The sequence below is a fragment of the Hyphomicrobium sp. 1Nfss2.1 genome, from assembly GCF_965243865.1.
Lineage (GTDB): Bacteria > Pseudomonadota > Alphaproteobacteria > Rhizobiales > Hyphomicrobiaceae > Hyphomicrobium_A.
In genome coordinates this window covers 685243-705030 of sequence record NZ_OZ251603.1, presented here as the reverse complement: position 1 = coordinate 705030, position 19788 = coordinate 685243, and the positions used below count along the sequence as shown (strand labels likewise).

15 protein-coding genes are annotated in these 19788 nt (G+C 63.3%); 5 read left to right on the top strand and 10 right to left on the bottom strand.

What is annotated here, in order from left to right:
- Nucleotides 1–201: 201 nt before the first annotated feature.
- The 4 genes from ACP15D_RS03480 to ACP15D_RS03465 all read right to left on the bottom strand — a co-directional run bounded on the left by ACP15D_RS03480 (nucleotide 202) and on the right by ACP15D_RS03465 (nucleotide 4244).
- The gene (locus ACP15D_RS03480; RefSeq protein ID WP_424956178.1) at nucleotides 202–906 is read right to left on the bottom strand and encodes a hypothetical protein; all 705 of its coding nucleotides are present in this window, start codon (nucleotides 904–906) and stop codon (nucleotides 202–204) included.
- A 117-nt stretch (nucleotides 907–1023) separates the two neighbouring features.
- A complete protein-coding gene (locus tag ACP15D_RS03475; RefSeq protein ID WP_424956177.1) occupies nucleotides 1024–1890 on the bottom strand; it encodes a class I SAM-dependent methyltransferase in 867 nt (288 codons plus the stop codon).
- A 105-nt stretch (nucleotides 1891–1995) separates the two neighbouring features.
- Nucleotides 1996–3381 (bottom strand): hypothetical protein, encoded by a 1386-nt coding sequence (locus ACP15D_RS03470; RefSeq protein ID WP_424956176.1) that lies wholly within the window; start codon nucleotides 3379–3381, stop codon nucleotides 1996–1998.
- A gap of 17 nt (nucleotides 3382–3398) precedes the next feature.
- Nucleotides 3399–4244: an AAA family ATPase gene (locus ACP15D_RS03465; RefSeq protein WP_424956175.1), complete on the bottom strand. Its 846-nt coding sequence runs from the start codon at nucleotides 4242–4244 to the stop codon at nucleotides 3399–3401.
- Nucleotides 4245–4760: 516 nt separating this feature from the next.
- Between ACP15D_RS03465 and dksA the strand changes: the two genes are divergently transcribed.
- Nucleotides 4761–5198, top strand: a complete 438-nt coding sequence (gene dksA, locus ACP15D_RS03460; protein ID WP_424959163.1) for an RNA polymerase-binding protein DksA — start codon at nucleotides 4761–4763, stop codon at nucleotides 5196–5198.
- A gap of 127 nt (nucleotides 5199–5325) precedes the next feature.
- Here the strand turns inward: dksA and ACP15D_RS03455 are convergent, their stop codons facing one another.
- Both ACP15D_RS03455 and ACP15D_RS03450 read right to left on the bottom strand, forming a co-directional pair.
- Complete coding sequence (locus tag ACP15D_RS03455) at nucleotides 5326–8064, bottom strand: DUF3772 domain-containing protein (RefSeq protein WP_424956174.1); 2739 nt, start codon at nucleotides 8062–8064, stop codon at nucleotides 5326–5328.
- Nucleotides 8065–8115: 51 nt separating this feature from the next.
- On the bottom strand, nucleotides 8116–8460 hold the full coding sequence (locus tag ACP15D_RS03450) for a flagellar biosynthetic protein FliO (RefSeq protein ID WP_424956173.1): 345 nt from the start codon (nucleotides 8458–8460) through the stop codon (nucleotides 8116–8118).
- Nucleotides 8461–8762: 302 nt separating this feature from the next.
- On the opposite strand from ACP15D_RS03450, the gene ACP15D_RS03445 reads away from it, so the two are divergent.
- Together ACP15D_RS03445 and ACP15D_RS03440 are read left to right on the top strand one after the other, a co-directional pair.
- Nucleotides 8763–11288 carry a response regulator gene (locus ACP15D_RS03445; RefSeq protein WP_424956172.1) on the top strand — a complete coding sequence of 842 codons (2526 nt, stop codon included), beginning with the start codon at nucleotides 8763–8765 and terminating at the stop codon, nucleotides 11286–11288.
- A 116-nt stretch (nucleotides 11289–11404) separates the two neighbouring features.
- Nucleotides 11405–11866, top strand: a complete 462-nt coding sequence (locus tag ACP15D_RS03440) for a hypothetical protein (RefSeq protein WP_424956171.1) — start codon at nucleotides 11405–11407, stop codon at nucleotides 11864–11866.
- Between the two features lie 226 nt (nucleotides 11867–12092).
- On the opposite strand, the gene ACP15D_RS03435 is transcribed toward ACP15D_RS03440, so the two are convergent.
- From ACP15D_RS03435 to ACP15D_RS03420, 4 genes are all read right to left on the bottom strand, one after another.
- A complete protein-coding gene (locus tag ACP15D_RS03435; protein WP_424956170.1) occupies nucleotides 12093–12986 on the bottom strand; it encodes a hypothetical protein in 894 nt (297 codons plus the stop codon).
- A gap of 99 nt (nucleotides 12987–13085) precedes the next feature.
- Complete coding sequence (locus tag ACP15D_RS03430) at nucleotides 13086–13922, bottom strand: transporter (protein ID WP_424956169.1); 837 nt, start codon at nucleotides 13920–13922, stop codon at nucleotides 13086–13088.
- 25 nt (nucleotides 13923–13947) lie between these two features.
- Nucleotides 13948–15012, bottom strand: a complete 1065-nt coding sequence (locus ACP15D_RS03425) for an energy transducer TonB family protein (RefSeq protein ID WP_424956168.1) — start codon at nucleotides 15010–15012, stop codon at nucleotides 13948–13950.
- Between the two features lie 129 nt (nucleotides 15013–15141).
- Nucleotides 15142–15474 (bottom strand): hypothetical protein, encoded by a 333-nt coding sequence (locus ACP15D_RS03420; protein WP_424956167.1) that lies wholly within the window; start codon nucleotides 15472–15474, stop codon nucleotides 15142–15144.
- 157 nt (nucleotides 15475–15631) lie between these two features.
- Between ACP15D_RS03420 and recA the strand changes: the two genes are divergently transcribed.
- The gene (gene recA, locus ACP15D_RS03415) at nucleotides 15632–16768 is read left to right on the top strand and encodes a recombinase RecA (protein ID WP_424956166.1); all 1137 of its coding nucleotides are present in this window, start codon (nucleotides 15632–15634) and stop codon (nucleotides 16766–16768) included.
- A gap of 226 nt (nucleotides 16769–16994) precedes the next feature.
- Nucleotides 16995–19673, top strand: a complete 2679-nt coding sequence (alaS, locus tag ACP15D_RS03410) for an alanine--tRNA ligase (RefSeq protein ID WP_424956165.1) — start codon at nucleotides 16995–16997, stop codon at nucleotides 19671–19673.
- Nucleotides 19674–19788 lie beyond the last annotated feature (115 nt).

Genomic DNA, 19788 nt, shown 5'->3' with positions numbered 1-19788 from the left:
AGCCGTAGAAGACGACAAGCACGGCGGCCGCCATGACGACGGTGCCCATGAGAATGATCAGGCTGCTGCGGATGAACTCGGCCATGAAATCCCTCCACGCGGATTACGTGATTGTTAGGTACAGTTTAGCGCGCGACCTTTGAACGGAAGCTGAAGCTCGCTGTCAGGTGGCATTCATATTCATGTCGATTGCCGCGGGTTCTATTGCGGAGAGCCTGTCGCCTGGGGCGCTGGAGCGGCGGGCATGGCCGTCCAACCCTTTTCCGGCATCGAAATGGTGATGCGACGCTGGTCGAGCTGTTGCTCGGAGAGCCATGGCAGCGTGCGTTCGAAGACGACGGGCTCAACCTTGCTGGCAAAAAGGCGCTCGACGAGGTCGGGCCGTGCCGGGGCCGCAGTGACGAGGCTGAGCGAGAATTTATAGTCTCCGGCTTCTTCGGCGATCTTCGGGAACGGCTTGCCGACCGGATAGAACCGGACGGTATCGGTGAAGGTGCCGTGGCCGGGGATCGACAGCGGGGCGAATGAGCGGTTGGGTGCGTCGGCGTCGACCTGATGCTCTCCCAGGAAGGCGCTGTAGTAGCGTTTCGTCTTGTGGGATTTCAGGTCCTCGACGTTCAGCTCCATCGAGAGGACGGTGCCGGTGCGGGCACCCGAGTTGGTGATGGTGACCGGGACGACGAAGACCTCGGTGTCGCCGCCGCCGTCGCGCGCATACTGAACGACGGGCGGGACATAGACCTCGATCTCAGCGGTCTTGAAGCTCGACTCGTAGAGCGAGAAGCCCGAGATCACGAGTGCCAGGGCAGACAGGACGGTCGCCTGAACGCCGCCATAGCCGATGGCGGCGGTGAGGCTTGCGAGCGCGCGCTCGTCCCCGGGGCGTGGCCCGCTGGTGGTTGGCATGTCGTCTCCCCGTTAGGCCGTGCCGGCCCAGATGACGGGGAGGATCTCGCTCATCCATTGCGGCGCCCGGATGGCGCCGACGTTCACGGATGGTAACGGATTGCTGCTGGGCGGAGCTTAGCGCTCGAGCCACACGACGGCGCCCCAGCGAGCCGTGCCGAGCCGGCGCGGGTCGGGCTGCGGAAGAGGCAGACGCATGAGCAAAGTCATCAGCCAGGAGAGGCGTTTGAGGCGCAAGGCCACCTCGGCGCTGGAGAGGACCTCGCGCACGCGCCAGCCGAGAGCTTCATAGAAGGCGACGCCGTTCTCGGGCGCAAAGTGCATCGGTGCGCTCGCGAGGATGTCCTGCATGTTGCTCATGAACATGTCACGCACGGCGGGGCTGATCTGATCGGACACCCACCACTTGACGCCCGCGCGCTTGAGATCATCTGACAGGCTGCGCACCAGCGCGTCGTCCAGGTACATCAGCAGCCCTTCACTGAGGACGAGGACGCGCTGGCGCCCCGCGGTCACGCCATCGAGGAAGGCGGCGCGTGCGGCGTTGTCGGCGAGGTCGATCTTGACGCGTTGCAGCTGGCAGCGCGGCGTTTCGTTCGCCAGCAGCCGGTTCTTTTCGTCGACGAGGCCGGGAAGGTCTGCCTCGATCCACGTGAGCGTTTTGGGCAGGTCGAGCCGGTAGGGGCGGGTGTCGAGCCCTGCAGCGAGGTTGATGACGCAGTCGCAGCCCTCGCCGATCGCGGTGGCGATGATCTCGTCGATGCTGACAGTGCGGGCGATGATCGGCCAGCCGTTGCGCATGGCCTTGGGCGCACGCGCAACGATTTCAGGTCCGGTAACGCCGGCCAGGCGTTCGGCCAGGGGATCGCGAAAGACGGCGTCGGGACGGGCCGATTCAACCGCGCGGTGAAAGGCGACCCAGTTGGCGGTATCTGAGATCGTATACGTCTTGCCGGTCTGGTTGCCTGTCTGGGCCTCGGTCATCGATTACTCCCCCTGCCGAGGCGATGCGGTCCGAAAGCCAGTAGCAGCACCAACAGGGGGCGGGTCAAGGCTGGGAAGCGGCCGGACCCAACAGCTTGGCTGAGACTATGAATATGCATTGCGATAATCACGCACTATGGGATTCATCCCAATTCTTGAGATGCCGTCGTTGGAGATTGGTAAGTCGTAAGCGCTCAGAAGATAACAGAGCGCCTCCATCGCAAGCGTGCATTTTGAGAAGGAGCGAAATTCAGATTGGTCCTTGGCGGTAAAGTGTCCGTGGGCCACTTTGCCACGAAGTTGGACCGCGCGCTTTAGGTGCACGACGGGCTCGTCTCCCAGGACACCTCGACCGAACTTAGCTTCAACCATCGCTACGAGGCGCGCGAACCTTTGTTCAACGGATTCTGCCCTGACGAGTCTAATTGCGCCAGCGATACGGCCAATGCTGAGCTCTGAGTGGCCGAGTTCCTCAGCTTTCCTGCTCGCAACACCGGCAATTTGATCAATTTCCTCTTGGGAGAGCAGGTCGTTCGTTTGAGCGATGGGAATGTCTTCGAACCAACGGCAGGCGTTGATCAGTCGCTCAGGTGAACTTACATTCCTCAAACTGAGGCTAGTCATCATCAGAGAATAGGACTTCTCCCAAGTATGTGCCCGGTTCATCCATGCGACCAGACAGGCCCGCAGCGCGGCTAGCTCGGCATCGTTGCGCGAAATAGAAGGGGAGCCGCCGAGCCACAGATCCCGCGTGTTAATTTCCTCTTCTGGCCAGACGTAGTGGACACGATGGTCGCCGGGATATGTGTGGGCCTCAATTGCACTCTTGACCTCTTCCGACGACAGTCGGTCGACGTGGATCGACGATGGTTTGAGTGGCGCCCCAAGACAGAACGATAGGAAGCTCACATAGTCGGAGACACTCGAGATGTAGTCGCGGATGTCTCGCGCTCGATTGAATTCGATCTCGAAGACTGGCCCAAATTGCGTTGGCGAATCGAAGTCCATCCCGTAGGTCGCGGCGTACCCGGCTTTGACGGTAAGCTCTCCCGCGGTATCCGAAAAAATTCGCAGCTGATCGTCTGTCGGATACCTGTTGGAGCCAAGGGCCTTTAGTTTTTCCAGATGACTCATGAGGTCCGTACAGTGCTTCACGCTGAAGCTAACGTGTCGAATCCTGTCTTCGGTCGTCCACGGATCGTGCCCAACGACAGCAAGGTTGGACAGAATTTCCTGACAGTACGTGGTGTACTTCGGGTCGATGAGACGCGAGCGGTCGCCCGGACTGCTTGTGATGTTGGAATGCAGCGACACGATCTCGTTGGTCGCACTACGCAGTACGATCGGCTCGCCTTTGACGTAGAAAAAATCCGTATAGCTATAGATCGAAGCGCAAATCGTTTCCTCTGAAACAAGCAGAGTTCCGGTCAGACCTTTCCCCGTGACGAGTTCAATGCAGTGAACGGGTTTTCCATCAGCGACCTCGACCATCACGCCCCCTTGCGAAACTACTCCCCCCTTCGGCGGGCCATGAAGGCGATGCGCTCGAAAAGGTGCACGTCCTGCTCGTTCTTGAGGAGGGCGCCGGCGAGCGGCGGGATCAGCTTGCGGCTGTCGCTCTCGCGCAGGGTATCAGCGGAGACGTCCTCGTTCAGCAGCAGCTTGAGCCAATCGAGCAACTCGGACGTCGACGGCTTCTTCTTGATGCCCGGCATGTCGCGCAGGTCATAAAAGATGCGCATCGCCTCGGAGACGAGCTTTCCCTTGAGGCCGGGGAAGTGCACCTCGACGATCTGGCGCATGGTCTCGTCGTCGGGGAACTTGATGTAGTGGAAGAAGCAGCGGCGCAGGAAGGCGTCGGGCAGCTCCTTCTCGTTGTTCGAGGTGATGATGACGATGGGGCGGTTGTGCGCCTTCACGGTCTCGCCGGTCTCGTAGACGAAGAACTCCATGCGATCGAGCTCCTGCAACAGGTCGTTGGGGAACTCGATGTCGGCCTTGTCGATCTCGTCGATCAGCAGCACCGGGCGCGCCTCGTGGGTGAAGGCTTCCCAGAGTTTGCCGCGCTTGATGTAGTTCTTGATGTCCTGCACGCGGGGGTCGCCGAGCTGGCTGTCGCGCAGGCGCGAGACGGCGTCGTATTCATAAAGGCCCTGGTGGGCCTTGGTCGTCGATTTGATATGCCACTCGATGATGGGCACGCCGAGGGCCTCGGCCACCTCGATGGCGAGGGCGGTCTTGCCGGTTCCCGGCTCGCCCTTGATCAGGAGGGGGCGGGAGAGGGTGATGGCGGCGTTGACGGCGACCTTGAGGTCGTCGGTCGCCACGTAGCGGCGCGTTCCTTCGAACTTCATCGGCGGGGAAGGATCCTTTGTGATCGGAGGCCCGGCCGGCCTCACGGCTTTGTCGACATTAGTGTTCCGGGCGAGCGGGCGGCAAGGTCGAGCGGGGTGCGGTGATGCCGCAACGCCCCACCGTGCCTGCTTTGCAAGCGGATGCCTGCCTTGTCGACCGATTCGCAGGCGCTGCCTTTTTCATTCCACTGCCGCAACTTAAGTCTGTTCTCAGAACGCCTTGACATACGTCGTTCCTGCCGCCAATAGGAGGCGCTTAAAGCAGCTTGTTACCGCCGGTTGAGGGGCCGGCCGTTCTCTTCAAGCCTCGTGGAGGCACGGATGAGCAAGCGAAGCGCCAAGACGCCTGTAAAGGCGAAAGCTTCCTCAGTGAGCCGCGCTGCATCGGTGCGTGCGGCAGGGAAAAGCATTGCCGGCAAGCCCCCCAAGACAAGAGCTGCTGCGAATTCCGGGGCGAGTGACAAAAAGACTGTCGAGAGACAGGGTGTCGAGAAGCAGAAGGTTGCGGGGAAAAAGATGACGGCACGCGCCAAGTCTTCGTCGATTGTGCTGCCACCTGACTACCGTCCATCCGAGGACGAGCCTTTCATGAACGAGCGGCAGCGGATGTACTTCCGCAACAAGCTGCTCGCCTGGAAGGACGAGATCATCCGGCAGGCCCGCGAAACCCTTGCGGGGCTGCACGAGGAATCGACGCAGCACGCCGATCTTGCCGACCGGGCGACATCCGAGACCGATCGGGCGTTGGAGCTTCGCGAACGTGATCGCCAGCGCAAGCTGGTCGCGAAGATCGATGCGGCGCTGGCGCGGATCGAGGACGGCTCCTACGGATACTGCGAGGAGACGGGCGAGCCGATCGGCCTGAAGCGGCTCGATGCGCGTCCGATCGCGACACTGTCTGTCGAAGCGCAAGAGCGCCATGAGCGCCGCGAGCGGGTCTACCGCGAGGACTGAGATCGAGGGCGGCGGTGGCGCCCTTCATCCTTGCTTGTGACCGATGAAGGCCTCGGACGGGAAGCGTGCGGGGCAATCAATGCCAGCTTACGCGCTCGCAGGTTCCGCTGTTTCGCGCGCCCCTATCTCAGCTTTCTCTCGCTGGCTTCTCGACGCTCGGTTCCGGCTGGCGCTGCTCTGCGGTGCCCAGCCGGCCTTGCTCGTTCTCAGGCTTAGTTGCGGACGGCGCGAAGACATCCGGATAGTCATCCGGGGGCGTGATGTGGTGCACGTGGATGTCGCGCTGCGGGAACGGTATTTCGATGTTGGCGGCCTTGAACGCCTTGAAGATGCGGATGCGCAAATCGGATCGCGCGTCGCCGACCTTGTTGACGTCGCCTACGACGCCAAGAAGGATGAAGTCGAGCCCATCGGCGCCGAAGTTGTCGAAGCCCGCCCAGGGCGGGGGGTGCTTTTGCACAAGCGGGCATTCGGACGCCACCTTGAGCAGCAGTGCAATCACCTGTTCGGGATCGGAATTGTAGCCGGCGCTCACGCGCACCAATGCGCGGCCAAGTGCATTGCGATGCGTCCAGTTCGTCACGGTGGTGGTGATGAACTCAGAGTTCGGCACGATCAGGCTGGCGCGATCGAAGGTCTCGATCTCGGTGGAGCGCACCGAGATGCGACGAACGAATCCTTCCTGGTTGTTCACCGTGACGCGGTCGCCGACCTTAATGGGGCGCTCGACGAGAAGGATCAGGCCAGAGACGAAGTTGTTGACGATCGACTGGAGGCCGAAACCGATACCGACCGACAGGGCACCAGCGACGATGGCGAGGCTCGTGATGTCGAAGCCGGCGTAGGAGATGGCTGCCAGGGTGGCCACGGCAAAGCCGATATAGCCGGCGCCGGTGTAGATGGAGTTGGCGAGGCCCGACTCGATACGGCCCTGGGAGAGGGCGCCAGCGGCCAGCCAGCGCTGAACAAATCGGGTAACGGCCAGCAACAGCACGAAGAGGACCAGCGCGGCGAAGATGCGTGCAGGCGAGATATGTAGTCCGCCGATCTCGAACCCGAACAGGACGGCGCGCCCCCAGCTGGTGATGTCGGTGACTGATAGTCCCCATGACAGCAGCAGCAGTGGCAGAGCGATGGCGAACAGCGCGATCGTCAAGAGGACCCGCTCGATGCGGGCGAGCTGGGTGCGTCCGAATTCGTCGAGGCTGAAGCGCTCCTCGATGATGGCGCTCATGCCGGTCGAAGGACCGGTCTGTCCAGGCACCAGCGCGGCGATGCCGATGTAGAGCACGGCGACGGCGAGGATGCCCGCGCCCGTCGTCAGCAGCTGCGTCAGGAAAAAGCGCCCTAGCGCGACGTAGCCCAGCATCGACATGGTGAGGAGCGCGATTGCCAAGCCGACGATCAAGGCCTTGAGCCAAACCGGCGACCAGCGTGAGACGGGTGTGCTGACGATGCTGGTCGGCGATGTGAAGGGCGTGCGCGCGATGAACAACAGCAGCAGCGCGTAAAGGATGCTGGCGATGAAGGCGACGACGATGCTGGTCGAGAGGGGAAGCGCAAGAATGCCGATAAGCCGCTGCAACATGTAGTCGAGGGCGTAGACGGCGGCGATTCCCTGGACGGCGTAACAGACGCGCCGTGCACCGGTATCGTCGAGGTCGAAGATGCGCCAGCGTGGGCGCCGCGGCTGGAGAAGCGCGCGCGTGAACGCGAATATCGCGATCATGACGAACAGCGGGAACAGCGCAGCAGTGGCAAAGCGCTCCACCTGCCAGTACAGCAGCCCAAGCTCGTCCAGTCCCGCATAGAGCACAATGAGCGCGACCACGGATGGCAGCGCCAGCAGCGGCGCAACCCAGGCGACGGCGGCAGCGCGCTCGGGCAACGACGGCGTCGATGGCCCACCCTCGTCGAGCTGCCTGCGCAAGATGCGTTGGCGCAAGTAACGCAGCCCAAGATACGCGCCGAGGGCAGTCCCGATGATCCCTAGGAGCCCCCAACCGTTGAGGCTGGCGGCGGACCACCAATTGGCGAGGACGGAGCTGAGCTGGCGGCGGGCAAATGGCACCTGGTCGGCGGCTTGCGCCCAGACGCGCCACTGCAACGGCGTGTCCGTCTGACGCAGCAGGAAGCGGGTGAAGATGCCTTGGCGGGCGTGTTGGACACGGCTGACCAGCTGGCGTGCGCGCAGCTCGATGAGCGCCGCCTTCTTGATGGCGCCGTCGATCTGGGCGGCAATGGCATTGAGCCGCTGGCGCTCTGCTACGACGTCGGTCGATTCGGGCGGCTCGCCTTCCTTCGGCGGCGCTCCGAGCTTGTCGATCTGCGAGCGCACCTCGGCGAGTGCGGGCTTCAGATTTTCGCCGGCATTCTTGGCGTTGGTGGAGATCTTTTCGATCTTGCCGCGCAGTGTGGCTAGGTCGCTTTGGCTTCCTGGAGCCTGCTCGAGATTTTTCTCGGCCGCGTCGATCTCACCAGCAAGGTTGTTGACCGGGCGAACAAGCTCTTCGACCGGGATGCCGGCGGCCTTCGGTTCGGGGAGGACTGGCGTTGCTTCTGGGGCTGGCGGCGATGCGGGGGCTTGTGCCGGCGCCTGTGCCGCGCTGGGCGCTGCCGGGTTGGCCGGGGGCGTTGCCGGTGCCGGCTGAACCTGCGCGGGTGTCTGCGCCTGCTGGGCAGGCGGTGCGGCGGGCGCTGCTTGTTTCGGTGCAGCTGGGGTTGGCGGTGCAGCGACGGGCGGAGCCTGCGGGGTGGCTCGGGGCGCGGCCGGAGCTGCGGTCTGGGCCGATATCGTCGCCGTTGCCATGGCGGCGAGGCAGAGCGCCGTGGCGAACAGAGTTTTGAGCGACGATGGTGAGCGCATCAGGGGCCTCCGGCGCGAAAACAGATCAAATGGCCGTGGTTTGGCCGGTCGTCACTCGGCTGCTACGCCGAGCGGATGCGGCGGATGTTGCCGGAGCGACGGCGGGGACGTCGTCTCGCTCGCCTCGCGTGGCGCGCCAATGCCGGTCTCGATCACGATGTCTATGGGACCGCCCGTCAAGAGCAGATGCTCGACATTGTCGCGTCTGATGAGGACAAGCTTGTGTTTGGCGTCGATCGTGACCTGATCGATAACCTCGAGGCGCTTTTGCGCCTTGGGTGCGAGCAGAGAGGTGAGACCGCGTGACCGCATCATTTTGCGCACGATGACTGCCACCGCAACAATGGCAGCAGCAAGGAAAGCGACGACAAGAACACGCAGCAGAACTTCCGTCATTTCTCACTTCGCGAGTGTAAGATGCGAGGATCGTTCGCAGTTTCGAATGGCGTCATTGCATCGGTCAGCGCCACTCCCGGGTATAGCCGCGAATTTATGCGATTTTAACCCTAATGATTGAACTGTTGACGGGTAAAGCGCCGCAACCGAAACAGCCCCGCGCGGGCATAATACGGGCATTGATGCCAGTCAGACGCGGTAAACTTCGGTGCGAAGCTTCTTGTGTGTAATGCGTACAGAGTACATCGCTCATGCCGGCGCCCCACGCCTCCACCAGTCAGAATCATATAGCTTCCCTGCGTATGCGAGAGCACGACGCAATCGATCTGCCGTCCGCTCCATTTGATACCGTCACGCAGATGCAGGGGTTGAGCAGTTACCTGCCGACCGTGGGCGTCGTCGTCCTCGGTGCGCTGATTGCATTCGGCATCGTGGCGAGCGGCGCGGGAACGCCGGTGCTCGTCACCATGCTGGTGGCGCTGGCGACTGTCGGACTGTTCGCCCTCTTCGCATATTCAGCCGGTTTCATTCGCTTCGGTCAGCGCACGCCCCTTGGCGACGTCGTCATGGCGGCGACGGACGAGATGGACGTTGGCGTGATGATCGCCGATCGTGATGGCGTGCCGCGGTACACGAACGCCGCGTTCGATGACATCGTCGGTGACGGGGAGCGCGACGCGCTGACGGCGCTGCAGCAGCTCATGGCACGCGATGCCGGAGCGAGCGCGGCGCTGTTCCGCCTGACGCGCGCGGCCGAGCGCGGCGAAGAGCTGTTCGAGGAATTCTGCGTAACCCGCGGCGCGGGCGGCACGCGCAATCGAATTAACCTGCAACTGTCGGTGCGTGCAGTGCCGGACGCGCTGAACCTCGACGCGCCGGGGCTCGTCGTCTGGCGGCTGAGCGATGTCACGGCGGAGCGGCGCCGTGAATCGGATCGCGTGGCCGGCGTCGAGGTGCAGCTTGCGCAGTTCGACAACGCGCCGATCGGGCTCGCCTCGGTCGGGCCGGATGGATCGCTGCTGCACGTCAACTCGACGCTGGCTCGCTGGATCGGCCGGACGCCGCGCAACGTTATCGAGCAGCAGCTGACGCTGGCGGATATCGCTTCCGGTGACGGCGCGCAGCTGTTGTCGCGGCTTACGGGCGGCGTGCCGGACGAGTTGCAGACAATCGATATCGACCTCACCGGCGAGGACGGCCGGGTGATGCCGGCTCGGCTGCTGGCGCGCACGGTGCCGAGTGGCAGGGGGCTGACGGTTGCCGTCGTCGATATCGCCGGCGAGGCTGCAGCGGAGTTCAAGGGAGATGCTGCCGGCGCACGCTTTGCCCGCTTCTTCCAGTCGGCACCGTTTGGCATCGCGATGCTCGGATCGGATGGCCGCATCGTCAGCGCCAACGCAGCGTTCTGCAGGATGGCGCTCGACGGCGCTGCCGGAACAGGCGTCTCGGCTGTCGATGCACTTGCCCGCGCTGCGGACACGACAACGCGTGCAGCGGTGGAAGAGGGCCTGAAGAAGGTCATCTCTGGCCGCGTGCACAACGTGCCGATCGATATCACGTCGGGCGGCAAGCGCGAGATCGTCACGCGCGTCTACATGAGCCCGTTCGCCAGTGGTGGCGCGCGTGAGGCTGCTATCCTCTACGTGGTGGATGCGACGGAGCAGAAGGCGCTGGAAGCGCGCTTTGCGCAGAGCCAGAAGATGGAAGTCGTCGGCAAGCTGGCGGGCGGCATTGCGCACGACTTCAACAACATGCTGACGGCCATTCTCGGCTTCTCGGACATGCTGCTGACCATGCATCGCCCGAAGGATGTCGCCTACAAAGACATCATGAACATCAAGTCGAGCGCCAACCGCGCAGCCGAGCTGGTGCGCAAGCTGCTGGCATTGGCGCGGCAGCAGACGCTGCAGAACGAGGTCGTCAGCCTCGGTGAGGTGCTGAGCGATGAGTCCTCGCTGCTGAAGCGCTATCTCGGCGAGAAGAGCGAGCTGCGGATCGAGACGTCGCCCGATCTTTGGTATGTGATGACGGACAAGCATGAGTTCGCGCAGGCGCTGTTCAACCTCATCACCAACGCCAAGGATGCGATGCCGGACGGCGGCACGCTGACGATCAAGGCGCGCAACGTTCCCGAGCGCGAGACGCAGAAGTTCGAGAACCGCGAGTTCACGCCGGGCGAGTACGTGCTGATCGAGGTGAGCGACACCGGCCACGGCATGAGCCGCGAGGTGATGGACAAGATCTTCGAGCCGTTCTTCACGACGAAGGCGATCGGCAAGGGTACGGGCCTCGGTCTTGCGTCGGTCTATGGCATGGTGAAGCAGTCGGGCGGCTACATCTATCCCGACAGCGAAGAGGGCAAGGGCACGACGTTCCGCATCTACCTGCCCCGTTACCATGCCGACGAGGATGTGGTCGTCGTCAAGGAGCGCAAGAAGGAGCAGAAGGCTGCCGACCTCACCGGTACCGGCCGTGTGCTGCTGGTCGAAGACGAAGAGGTTGTGCGCAACTTCGCGGCGCGGGCGCTGAAGCGCCAGGGCTACAAGGTGCTGGAGGCGGGCAGCGGCGTCGAGGCGCTCGAGGTGATCGAGAAGACCAAGGGTAAGATCGACATCGTGGTTTCGGACGTCGTGATGCCGGAGATGGACGGGCCGACGCTCCTGAAAGAGATGCGCAAGAAGAACCCGGACATTAAGATCATCTTCGTGTCGGGCTACCCCAACGATGCTTTCAAGGCTGCGCTGGGTGATGAGAACTTCGCCTTCCTGCCGAAGCCATTCTCACTGCCGCAGCTTGCCGCGAAGGTGAAAGAGGAGCTCGCCCGCTAGGGCGGTGGGAGTCGTCCGGAACGGCGACGTGCTCTAGCTGCTATTTCGGACCGATGATTTGCGCTGCCGACTGATAAGGTCCGGGGCGATCATGGTCCAACGGGGAGGCCCTTTCGATGACGTCCATTCTTCGTGTGCTTGTTCTTGCGCTGATGGGCGGCCTTATGGCGCCGGCGCTTTCCGCTGCCGAGAAGATCGTGCCGCGCGCTGGCTTTGCTATAGCGCCGCTGCCGACCGATGAGGCCGTGCAGAGCGGCATGGCGGCCATCCGCAGTCTCGTCATCACCAACCATTCGCTGGTGACGCATCGCCGGATGCCGCCCGATCACGCGCAGCGGTTTGCTGCCCAGGTGAAGGTGGAAGCCGACAAGATATTGGCAAAGACCAGCCTTTCGGGAGAGGCGCTCGACAAGCTAAAAGCGCTGCTGGAAGAAGTGGTGACGGGCCTCGGGGCGGTGGCGAAGCCGACCGAGCAGTTGAGCGCCATGGATGGTCTACAGCGCGCGGACGCGGCGCTGGCGCGCTATCCGCAGGAGTTCGATGATCCGACGTGGAAGCCGCTGCAGGCGGTGGAGTAGGCGGGGTGAACCGCCGACGCTTGAAAGGGTATTGTTTTGCGATGCTGGGTTCGATGAAGTAGAGCCGATCCTAGTTTGTAAGGATCGAAGTTTGCCGCCACGGCGTCTAAGTCGTCATCCTCGGGCTTGTCCCGAGGAGCCACCTATCGCATCTCGCTGATGGTGTCTGTTGCTCGCTGGATCCTCGACTTAAAGCCGAGGATGACATTTCGCGGCTGTCGCGCTGCTAGAACTTGCCGGTGATGCCGACGACGGGACCCTGCTGCACCACGTCGAATTCGTAGCGGTCGATGCCGCTGCCCTGCACGTAGTTGACGGAGAGTGCGCGGTAGCCGAGATAGCCGTCGAAATCGATCGCGGCGTGCGAGCCCAGATAGAAATTGTAGGTGGCGATGGCCTGCCAGGTCAGCTTGCTGCCGACGCTGAAGCCGCCGATGTCACCGCGAAAGACAAACGAGTCCGTAGGGCTGTGCTGGTAGACGATGCGCGCTCCGAGAAACGGATCGACCCAATCGACGCCCCCGGAGCGGGCGAGTGCGATGCCGCGCTCGATGACGAGGTTGCGTATGTCGAGCGTGCCATCGAGGGATAGGTCGACGTCCAGCTCTTGATGCCAATAGCGCCCGCCGACGAGCAGATCGAGAGTGGTGTCAGCTTCGCCAGGGCCCGGGCTCATGCGCCAGCGGTTGGTCTCGTACATGCCGCCGAATTCGACAATCCATTGCTTGTAGTCGGCGGAAAGCGCTGCGCCGACGGAGCCTTCAACGTGAGCCGAGAACTGATGTGAGCGGGCGAAGCTGTCGGAGTCCGAGTTCTTGGTGAACATGACGTCGGAGAACAGCGTGATCGCGCCGCGACGCGCCTCCTGGTAGCTCATCCAGGCAAAATCGAGCGAGCTCAGCACCTGGCCCGGGTTCTGGTTGATAGAGAAGTCACGGCCTTTGACGGTGGCATCGCCATCGATCCAAGGGAGCCAAGCGTAAGGCGTGAACTTGAAATGCCAACCGCTCGGGCCGGGTTTGATAGGAGACGTTTGCGCTGACCATTGAGGAGTGCCGTCTGCGCGGGCTGCAGTTGCGAAGATCGCGAGCGCGACGCTCATGAACATCGGCACGCGCATTCGAAGCCTCCCTCGGCGGGATTTCCACAAGCTTCGCACATTGTCTGATTCGTCCGCGTGCGGTTGTGGCGCGCGGGCCACTGGCGATCCAGCGAGAAGCTATGGATCGTCGGGAAAGACGAGCGTTGCGGTGAAGCGTGCGCCCCAGCCCTGCGCATCCGTCTTCGGGTTCTCGACCCAATAGCGCACAGCCGGACCGATGCTGAGTGCAGCGCCTCCGAGGCGGACCAGCTTGGTCAGCGACAGATTGATGGGTACGGACGCTTCATCGTCGAGCCAATAGTAGAAAGCCTCGCTGTTGATGCCGAGCGTCCAGGCGTCTGATGTCGTGTAGCTGAGGAACGGCTGGAGATAGAGCTCGTTGATCTCGGGCTCATCGATGTCGCCGCCGACCGACCAGAGCTGACGCGTGAGAAATCCGACTGTCCAGGGCCCCGGCGGTTGCCATACGATGGCGGCTGTAGGGCCCAAGCTCCACTTTTGCGAGCCGAGTTCCGGGTTGCTGGCGGGAAATCCGACGACCGGGCCTAAACCGACCGACAAACCTTGGGCGACGGGGCCTGTGGGCGAAGCGAAGAAGCTGAGGTTGACGCCCGAGAGCCCGTAGTCCGTAACGCCATCGGGCGTGACGTTTGCTTGCTCGATGATGGGCATGAAAAGGCGGGTGATGACATTCCAGCCGGGTGTCACGTGCAGCGGCAGCACCGGCTCCAGGCGCAGATAGTTCGACGTACCGTCGCGGGTGGCGCCGAGCTGTCCATCCCAGTTGTAAAGCAGGGGAACGGTGGCGAGATCGGCGATAGGGTTCGCGGCTTTTTTAGCGAGTTCGAAAAGCTGCTCATCTGCCTTCGCGGCAGTGATCGCGAGCGCCACGAAGACGAGGGCGAGCCGAATACAGTGCACGTTACGCTCCAGCGCGGAGAGCAGGTTCTGCACAGGAGAGATGTCGTGATTCTAGTGCTCAGCCGAAGACGTAGTCGATGATGTAGGTGCGTGCGTCCGGTGAGAGACCCGGCGGGGGTTTGACGAACTTGGCGCGGTGGATGGCGTTGACCGCCGCATCATCCATCGCCTTGTTGCCGCTGGAATGGAGCACGCGCACGTAGAGCAGATCGCCCTGCTGGGTGATCTGGAAAGTGACAAGCACGCGGCCCCACAGCGCCACTGGCCCGGGCCGTGTCTTCACTAGCGCGTCGATGACGCTCTTGGTGAACTCGTCCGATTTGCCGCCGGCGCCGACGCCGCGCACCTTCATGCCACCGCCGGATACCATCGCCTGCTGTTGCTGCTGCTGGCGTTGCGGACGGCGCGGTTTGTGATCGTAGTGTGCCTTCACTTGCTCGGAGAGATCGTTGGCGGCGGCGTCGAGCAGGGCCTCTAAGCTCGGTAGCGTCGGCTGGCCACCGTCGTGTTCTTTCTCGGCTTCCTTTTCGGGTTCCTTTTCCTGCGGCTTTTCTGGCTCAGCCTTCTCTTCCTCGGGCTTTTGCTCTTCCGGTTGTTGCTGCGGTTGCTCTTCGACCTGCTGCTGGGGCAGTGCCGCCTGCTGCTGCGGCTGGGGCGGCGCTGGCGTCGGTGGGCCGTTGGCGCCGTCCTGCCACTTCTGCGTCTTGGCTTTGAAGTCGGGCTCGGGGACGATCTCGACGCTGACGGTGTCGGCGCCCTGGCCGATACGCTCGCGCTCGCGCTGCTGTTGCTGGAGTTCGTGCTCGATGGCGGAGAGCCCGCCGAGGTTCATCACCTGGGCCGCGATCAGCGAGGCGTAGAGGAAGGTGACGAAGACGGCGCTGACCCAAAGCGTGCGCTCGCCACGTTCGGAGCCGGCGCGGATACGCTCGTCGACGTTGAGCGCGCCGATGAGCGTTACTTCGTCAACGGCTTCTGGTTTGGCGTCGATAGCGTCGGCATCTGCCGCCACCTCGGGCGCAGCCTTCCCGTCCTCGGGCTCGTTCCCGGACTCGGCTGCAGGCGTCTCGGCCAGCGTCTTCTCGGCCGCCAGCTGCTCCGCCACTGTCGCGATGTCGGCCATCTCGGCTCGCGAATCGGCTCATCCCAATGATGGCCCACTTTAGCGTGCCTGTAGCCGTACGCTTGCGGCCAATTGGCCACCATGCACACCGGAAAGATTTCGCTTTGTTTCTCGGGCGGTAGAGGACGATCAGCGGCGGCGGTCGTAGGCAGCGGGCTGAACGACGTCGAGGAGGGTGTCGATCATGCCGACGGCGGTCGCCAGGACGAGAGCGTTCATCTCGTAGGCCTGCTCGGCTTCGACGAGCGTGACGATGCTCGGGGTGACGTCACCGAGGGGGAGGGCGCCGATGCGGACGGGGCCGCCCGTCTGCTCGGGCTGGGTTGCCGTGGGCGTCGTGCCGATGGCGGCGATCTCCTGTGCCACGGCCTCGATTCGCTGGGCCTGGGTCTGGGTGGCCATTCCATTGGCGGCGGTGGCGATGATGGAGAACACGGGACGCAACTCTCGAACGCGGGACACTTGTGAGGGAAGCGTCGCAGGTGCGTGGTTTCCGGGGACTTAAGCGCGCTGCAGGCGCCGCCGGACATGGTTACGAGATGCTGGACCAACAAGAACAAAAAGTGTACATTCGAGTCGAATTTGAGAACGCTCGACGCTTGCCATATAGGTGAACGATATGACGAACCGGCCGGAATTGAAGGTCGTTGAGGGGGGTGCGATGGACAAGTTGAAGGCCCTGGAGGCGGCGCTCTCCCAGATCGAGAAGCTGCATGGCAAGGGCTCGGTCATGCGGCTGGGCGCCAACGACCAGTCGATGGACGTGGAGGCGATCTCGACGGGATCGCTGGGGCTCGACATTGCGCTCGGGATCGGCGGTCTGCCGCGCGGGCGCATCATTGAAATTTATGGCCCTGAATCTTCGGGCAAGACGACGCTGTCGCTGCAGGTCGTGGCCGAGGCGCAGAAGACGGGCGGCATCTGTGCGTTTGTCGATGCCGAGCACGCGCTGGACCCGGTCTATGCCAAGAAGCTCGGCGTCAAGATCGAGGATTTGCTGATTTCTCAGCCGGATACGGGCGAACAGGCGCTTGAAATCGCCGATACGCTGGTGCGGTCGGGGGCAATCGACGTGCTGGTTATCGACTCGGTGGCGGCGCTGACGCCGAAGGCCGAGCTCGACGGCGAGATGGGGGACATGCAACCCGGCATGCAGGCGCGCCTGATGAGCAAAGCGCTGCGCAAGCTGACGGCGTCGATCTCCAAATCCGGCTGCATGGTGATCTTCATCAACCAGATCCGCATGAAGATCGGCGTGATGTTCGGCAATCCGGAGACGACGACGGGCGGCAATGCGCTGAAGTTCTATGCGTCGGTGCGCCTCGACATCCGCCGCATCGGGCAGATCAAGGAGCGTGACGAGGTCGTCGGCAACCAGACGCGCGTCAAGGTGGTGAAAAACAAGGTCGCTCCGCCGTTCAAGCAAGTCGAGTTCGACATCATGTACGGAGAGGGTATTTCCAAGGTGGGCGAGCTGATCGACCTGGGTGCCAAGGCCGGCGTGGTCGAGAAGTCGGGCGCCTGGTTTTCCTATGACGGCGAGCGCATCGGACAGGGCCGCGAGAACGCCAAGGCGTTCCTGAAGGAGAACCCCAAGATTGCCAGTGCGATCGAGAAGGCGGTTCGCTCGAATGCCGGTCTGATCGTCGACAAGCTGCTGGTCGAGGAAGAGCCAGACGCCGATGGCGAGGAGCCGGACGAGGATGGTGTGCTGCCCGACGACGAGGGCAAGAAGCCGGCCCGGGCGAAGCGCTGAGGCGCCTCCAATTTGATGGTTATGGAGCGGCGCTGGAGGATTTCGGCGCCGCTCGGCTTTTGGGCCAGCTGGGCAGCCCAACGCCGCCGCAAGGGCGGAGAAAGCGCCGCAGGCGCTTGACACCAAGCCTTCCGATCCGCGACGGATAGGCCGGCACATCGGGCGGGTTGTCTTTTCCGGCCCGGACCAGGCGCCCTCTCCGAAAACGAGCTTTCGAAAGCGACCCATGGCCTCCGTCAACGACATCCGCCGCGCGTTTCTGGACTTCTTCAAGAAGAATGGTCACGAGGTCGTGCCATCGTCGCCGCTCGTGCCGCGCAACGATCCGACGTTGATGTTCACCAACGCGGGCATGGTGCAGTTCAAAAACGTGTTCACCGGCCAGGAGACGCGGCCGTACGTCAGGGCCGCCTCCTCGCAGAAGTGCGTGCGCGCCGGCGGCAAGCATAACGACCTCGACAACGTCGGCTATACTGCGCGGCACCACACGTTCTTCGAGATGTTGGGCAACTTCTCATTCGGCGACTACTTCAAGGAGCGGGCGATCCCGCTGGCCTGGGAGCTGCTGACGAAGGACTTCGGTCTCGATCCGAAGCGGCTGACGGTCACCGTCTATCATACGGACGAGGAAGCCTATGGCATATGGAAGAAGCTGACCGGCTTCTCCGATGACAAGATCATCCGCATTTCGACGAACGATAACTTCTGGCAGATGGGCGACACAGGCCCGTGCGGTCCGTGCTCGGAGATCTTCTGGGATCACGGCGACAAGATCCCCGGTGGTCCCCCCGGCTCGCCCGATGCGGACGGAGACCGCTTCGTCGAGATCTGGAACCTCGTATTCATGCAGTTCGAGCAGCTGCCGGGCGGAGAGCGTCTCGACCTGCCGAAGCAGTCGGTCGACACGGGCATGGGGCTGGAGCGCATCGCGACGGTGCTGCAGGGCGTCACCGACAACTACGACATCGATCTGTTCAAGGCGCTGATCGCGGCTTCGGTCGCGGCGACGGGCGTTAAGGCGAGCGGCGAGCACAAGGCGTCGCATCGCGTCATCGCCGACCATCTGCGTGCCTCGAGCTTCCTCATTGCAGATGGCGTGCTGCCGTCGAACGAAGGGCGCGGCTACGTGCTTCGCCGCATCATGCGCCGCGCGATGCGTCATGCGCATCTGCTCGGCGCGCAAGAGCCGCTGATGCATCGGCTGGTGCCGGCGCTGGTGCACGAGATGGGCGATACGTATCACGAGCTGCAGCGCGCCCAGCCGCTGATCACCGAGACGCTCTTGTTAGAAGAGACGCGTTTCAAGAAGACGCTGGAGAAGGGCCTTGGCCTGCTCGGCGATGCGACGGCGAAGTTCAAGAAGGGTGATGTGCTGCCGGGCGAGACGGCGTTCAAGCTGTACGACACGTTCGGCTTCCCGCTCGACCTCACCGAGGATGCGCTGCGCTCGCGCGGCGTGGGTGTAGACACGGAAGGCTTCAATGCTGCGATGGAGCGGCAGAAGGCCGAAGCGCGCAAAGCCTGGAAGGGTTCGGGCGAGGCCGCTACTGAAGCGATCTGGTTCGAGGTGAAGGAGCGCGTCGGGGCGACGGAGTTTCTCGGCTACGACACCGAGAGCGCCGCGGGCGAGATCGTCGCGCTGGTGAAGGACGGCAAGGAGGCCAAGAGCCTCAAGGCGGGCGATGAGGCCGCGATCATCGTCAACCAGACGCCATTCTATGGCGAGTCGGGCGGACAGGTGGGCGATGAGGGCGTTATCGTCGGGGCGAAGGGCGCGCTGTTCCGCGTGACCGATACGCTGAAGAAGGCGGGCGGCCTGTTCGTGCATTTTGGCACGGTCGAGAAGGGCAGCTTCAAGACCGGCGATACAGTCGACCTGGAGGTCGACCATGACAAGCGCTCGGCGACGCGCGCGAACCATTCAGCGACGCATCTTCTGCACGAGGCGCTGCGGCAGGTGCTGGGCCCGCACGTGGCACAGAAGGGCTCGATGGTTGCGCCGGGGCGCCTGCGCTTCGACTTCTCGCATCAGAAGCCGATGAGCGCGGAAGAGATCGCGGCCGTCGAGGCGCGTGCGAATGCGATCGTGCTGCAGAACTCGGCCGTCGAGACGCGACTGATGGCGCTCGATGACGCGATGGAGTCCGGCGCGATGGCGCTGTTCGGCGAGAAGTATGGCGACGAGGTGCGCGTCGTTTCGATGGGCGATGCGGGACCAACGGCGAACAAGGCTTGGTCTGTCGAACTGTGTGGCGGCACGCACGTGAAGCGCACGGGCGACATCGGCGTCGTCAAGGTCATCGCCGAGACGGCGAGTGCATCCGGCGTGCGGCGCATCGAGGCGCTGACGGCGGAGGCAGCGCGCTCTTACCTCTCCGAGCAGGAAGCGCGCATCCGCGAAATCGCTTCGGCGCTGCATGTGCGTCCGGAGGATGTTGCCGAGCGCGTCAAGGCGCTGGTTGACGAGCGCAAGCAGCTCGAACGTCAGCTCGCCGAAGCCAAGAAGCAACTGGCGTTGTCGGGCGGTGGCGCTGGTGGCGTCGAAGGCGCGGGTGCCGGTGGCGGCATCAAGTCGGTGGGCAGCGTGAAGCTGCTTGCGCGCACCGTACAGGGTCTCAACCCGAAGGATCTGCGCGGACTGATCGACGACGGCAAGAAGCAAGTCGGCTCCGGTATCGTTGCCATTGTCGGTGTCACCGAGGATGGCAAAGCCGGGCTTGCGGTCGGCGTGACCGACGACCTGATTAAGACCTGGAACGCAGTTGATCTGGTGAAGGCCGGCGCAGAAGCTCTTGGCGGCAAAGGCGGTGGCGGCCGGCCGGATATGGCGCAAGCCGGTGGCCCCGACGGCTCGCGCGCAGGTGCTGCACTACAGGCGATCGAGGAGCGCCTCAAGGCGGCGTGAGCGCGCAACAGCGCCTATGACGAAATGGCATTTCCTGCCACAATTGCGGGATGTTTCTGGGCTTGGTCCCCCGATGGCGTGCGTCTTTGATGCGGCGCGCGCATCAGATGCGGGA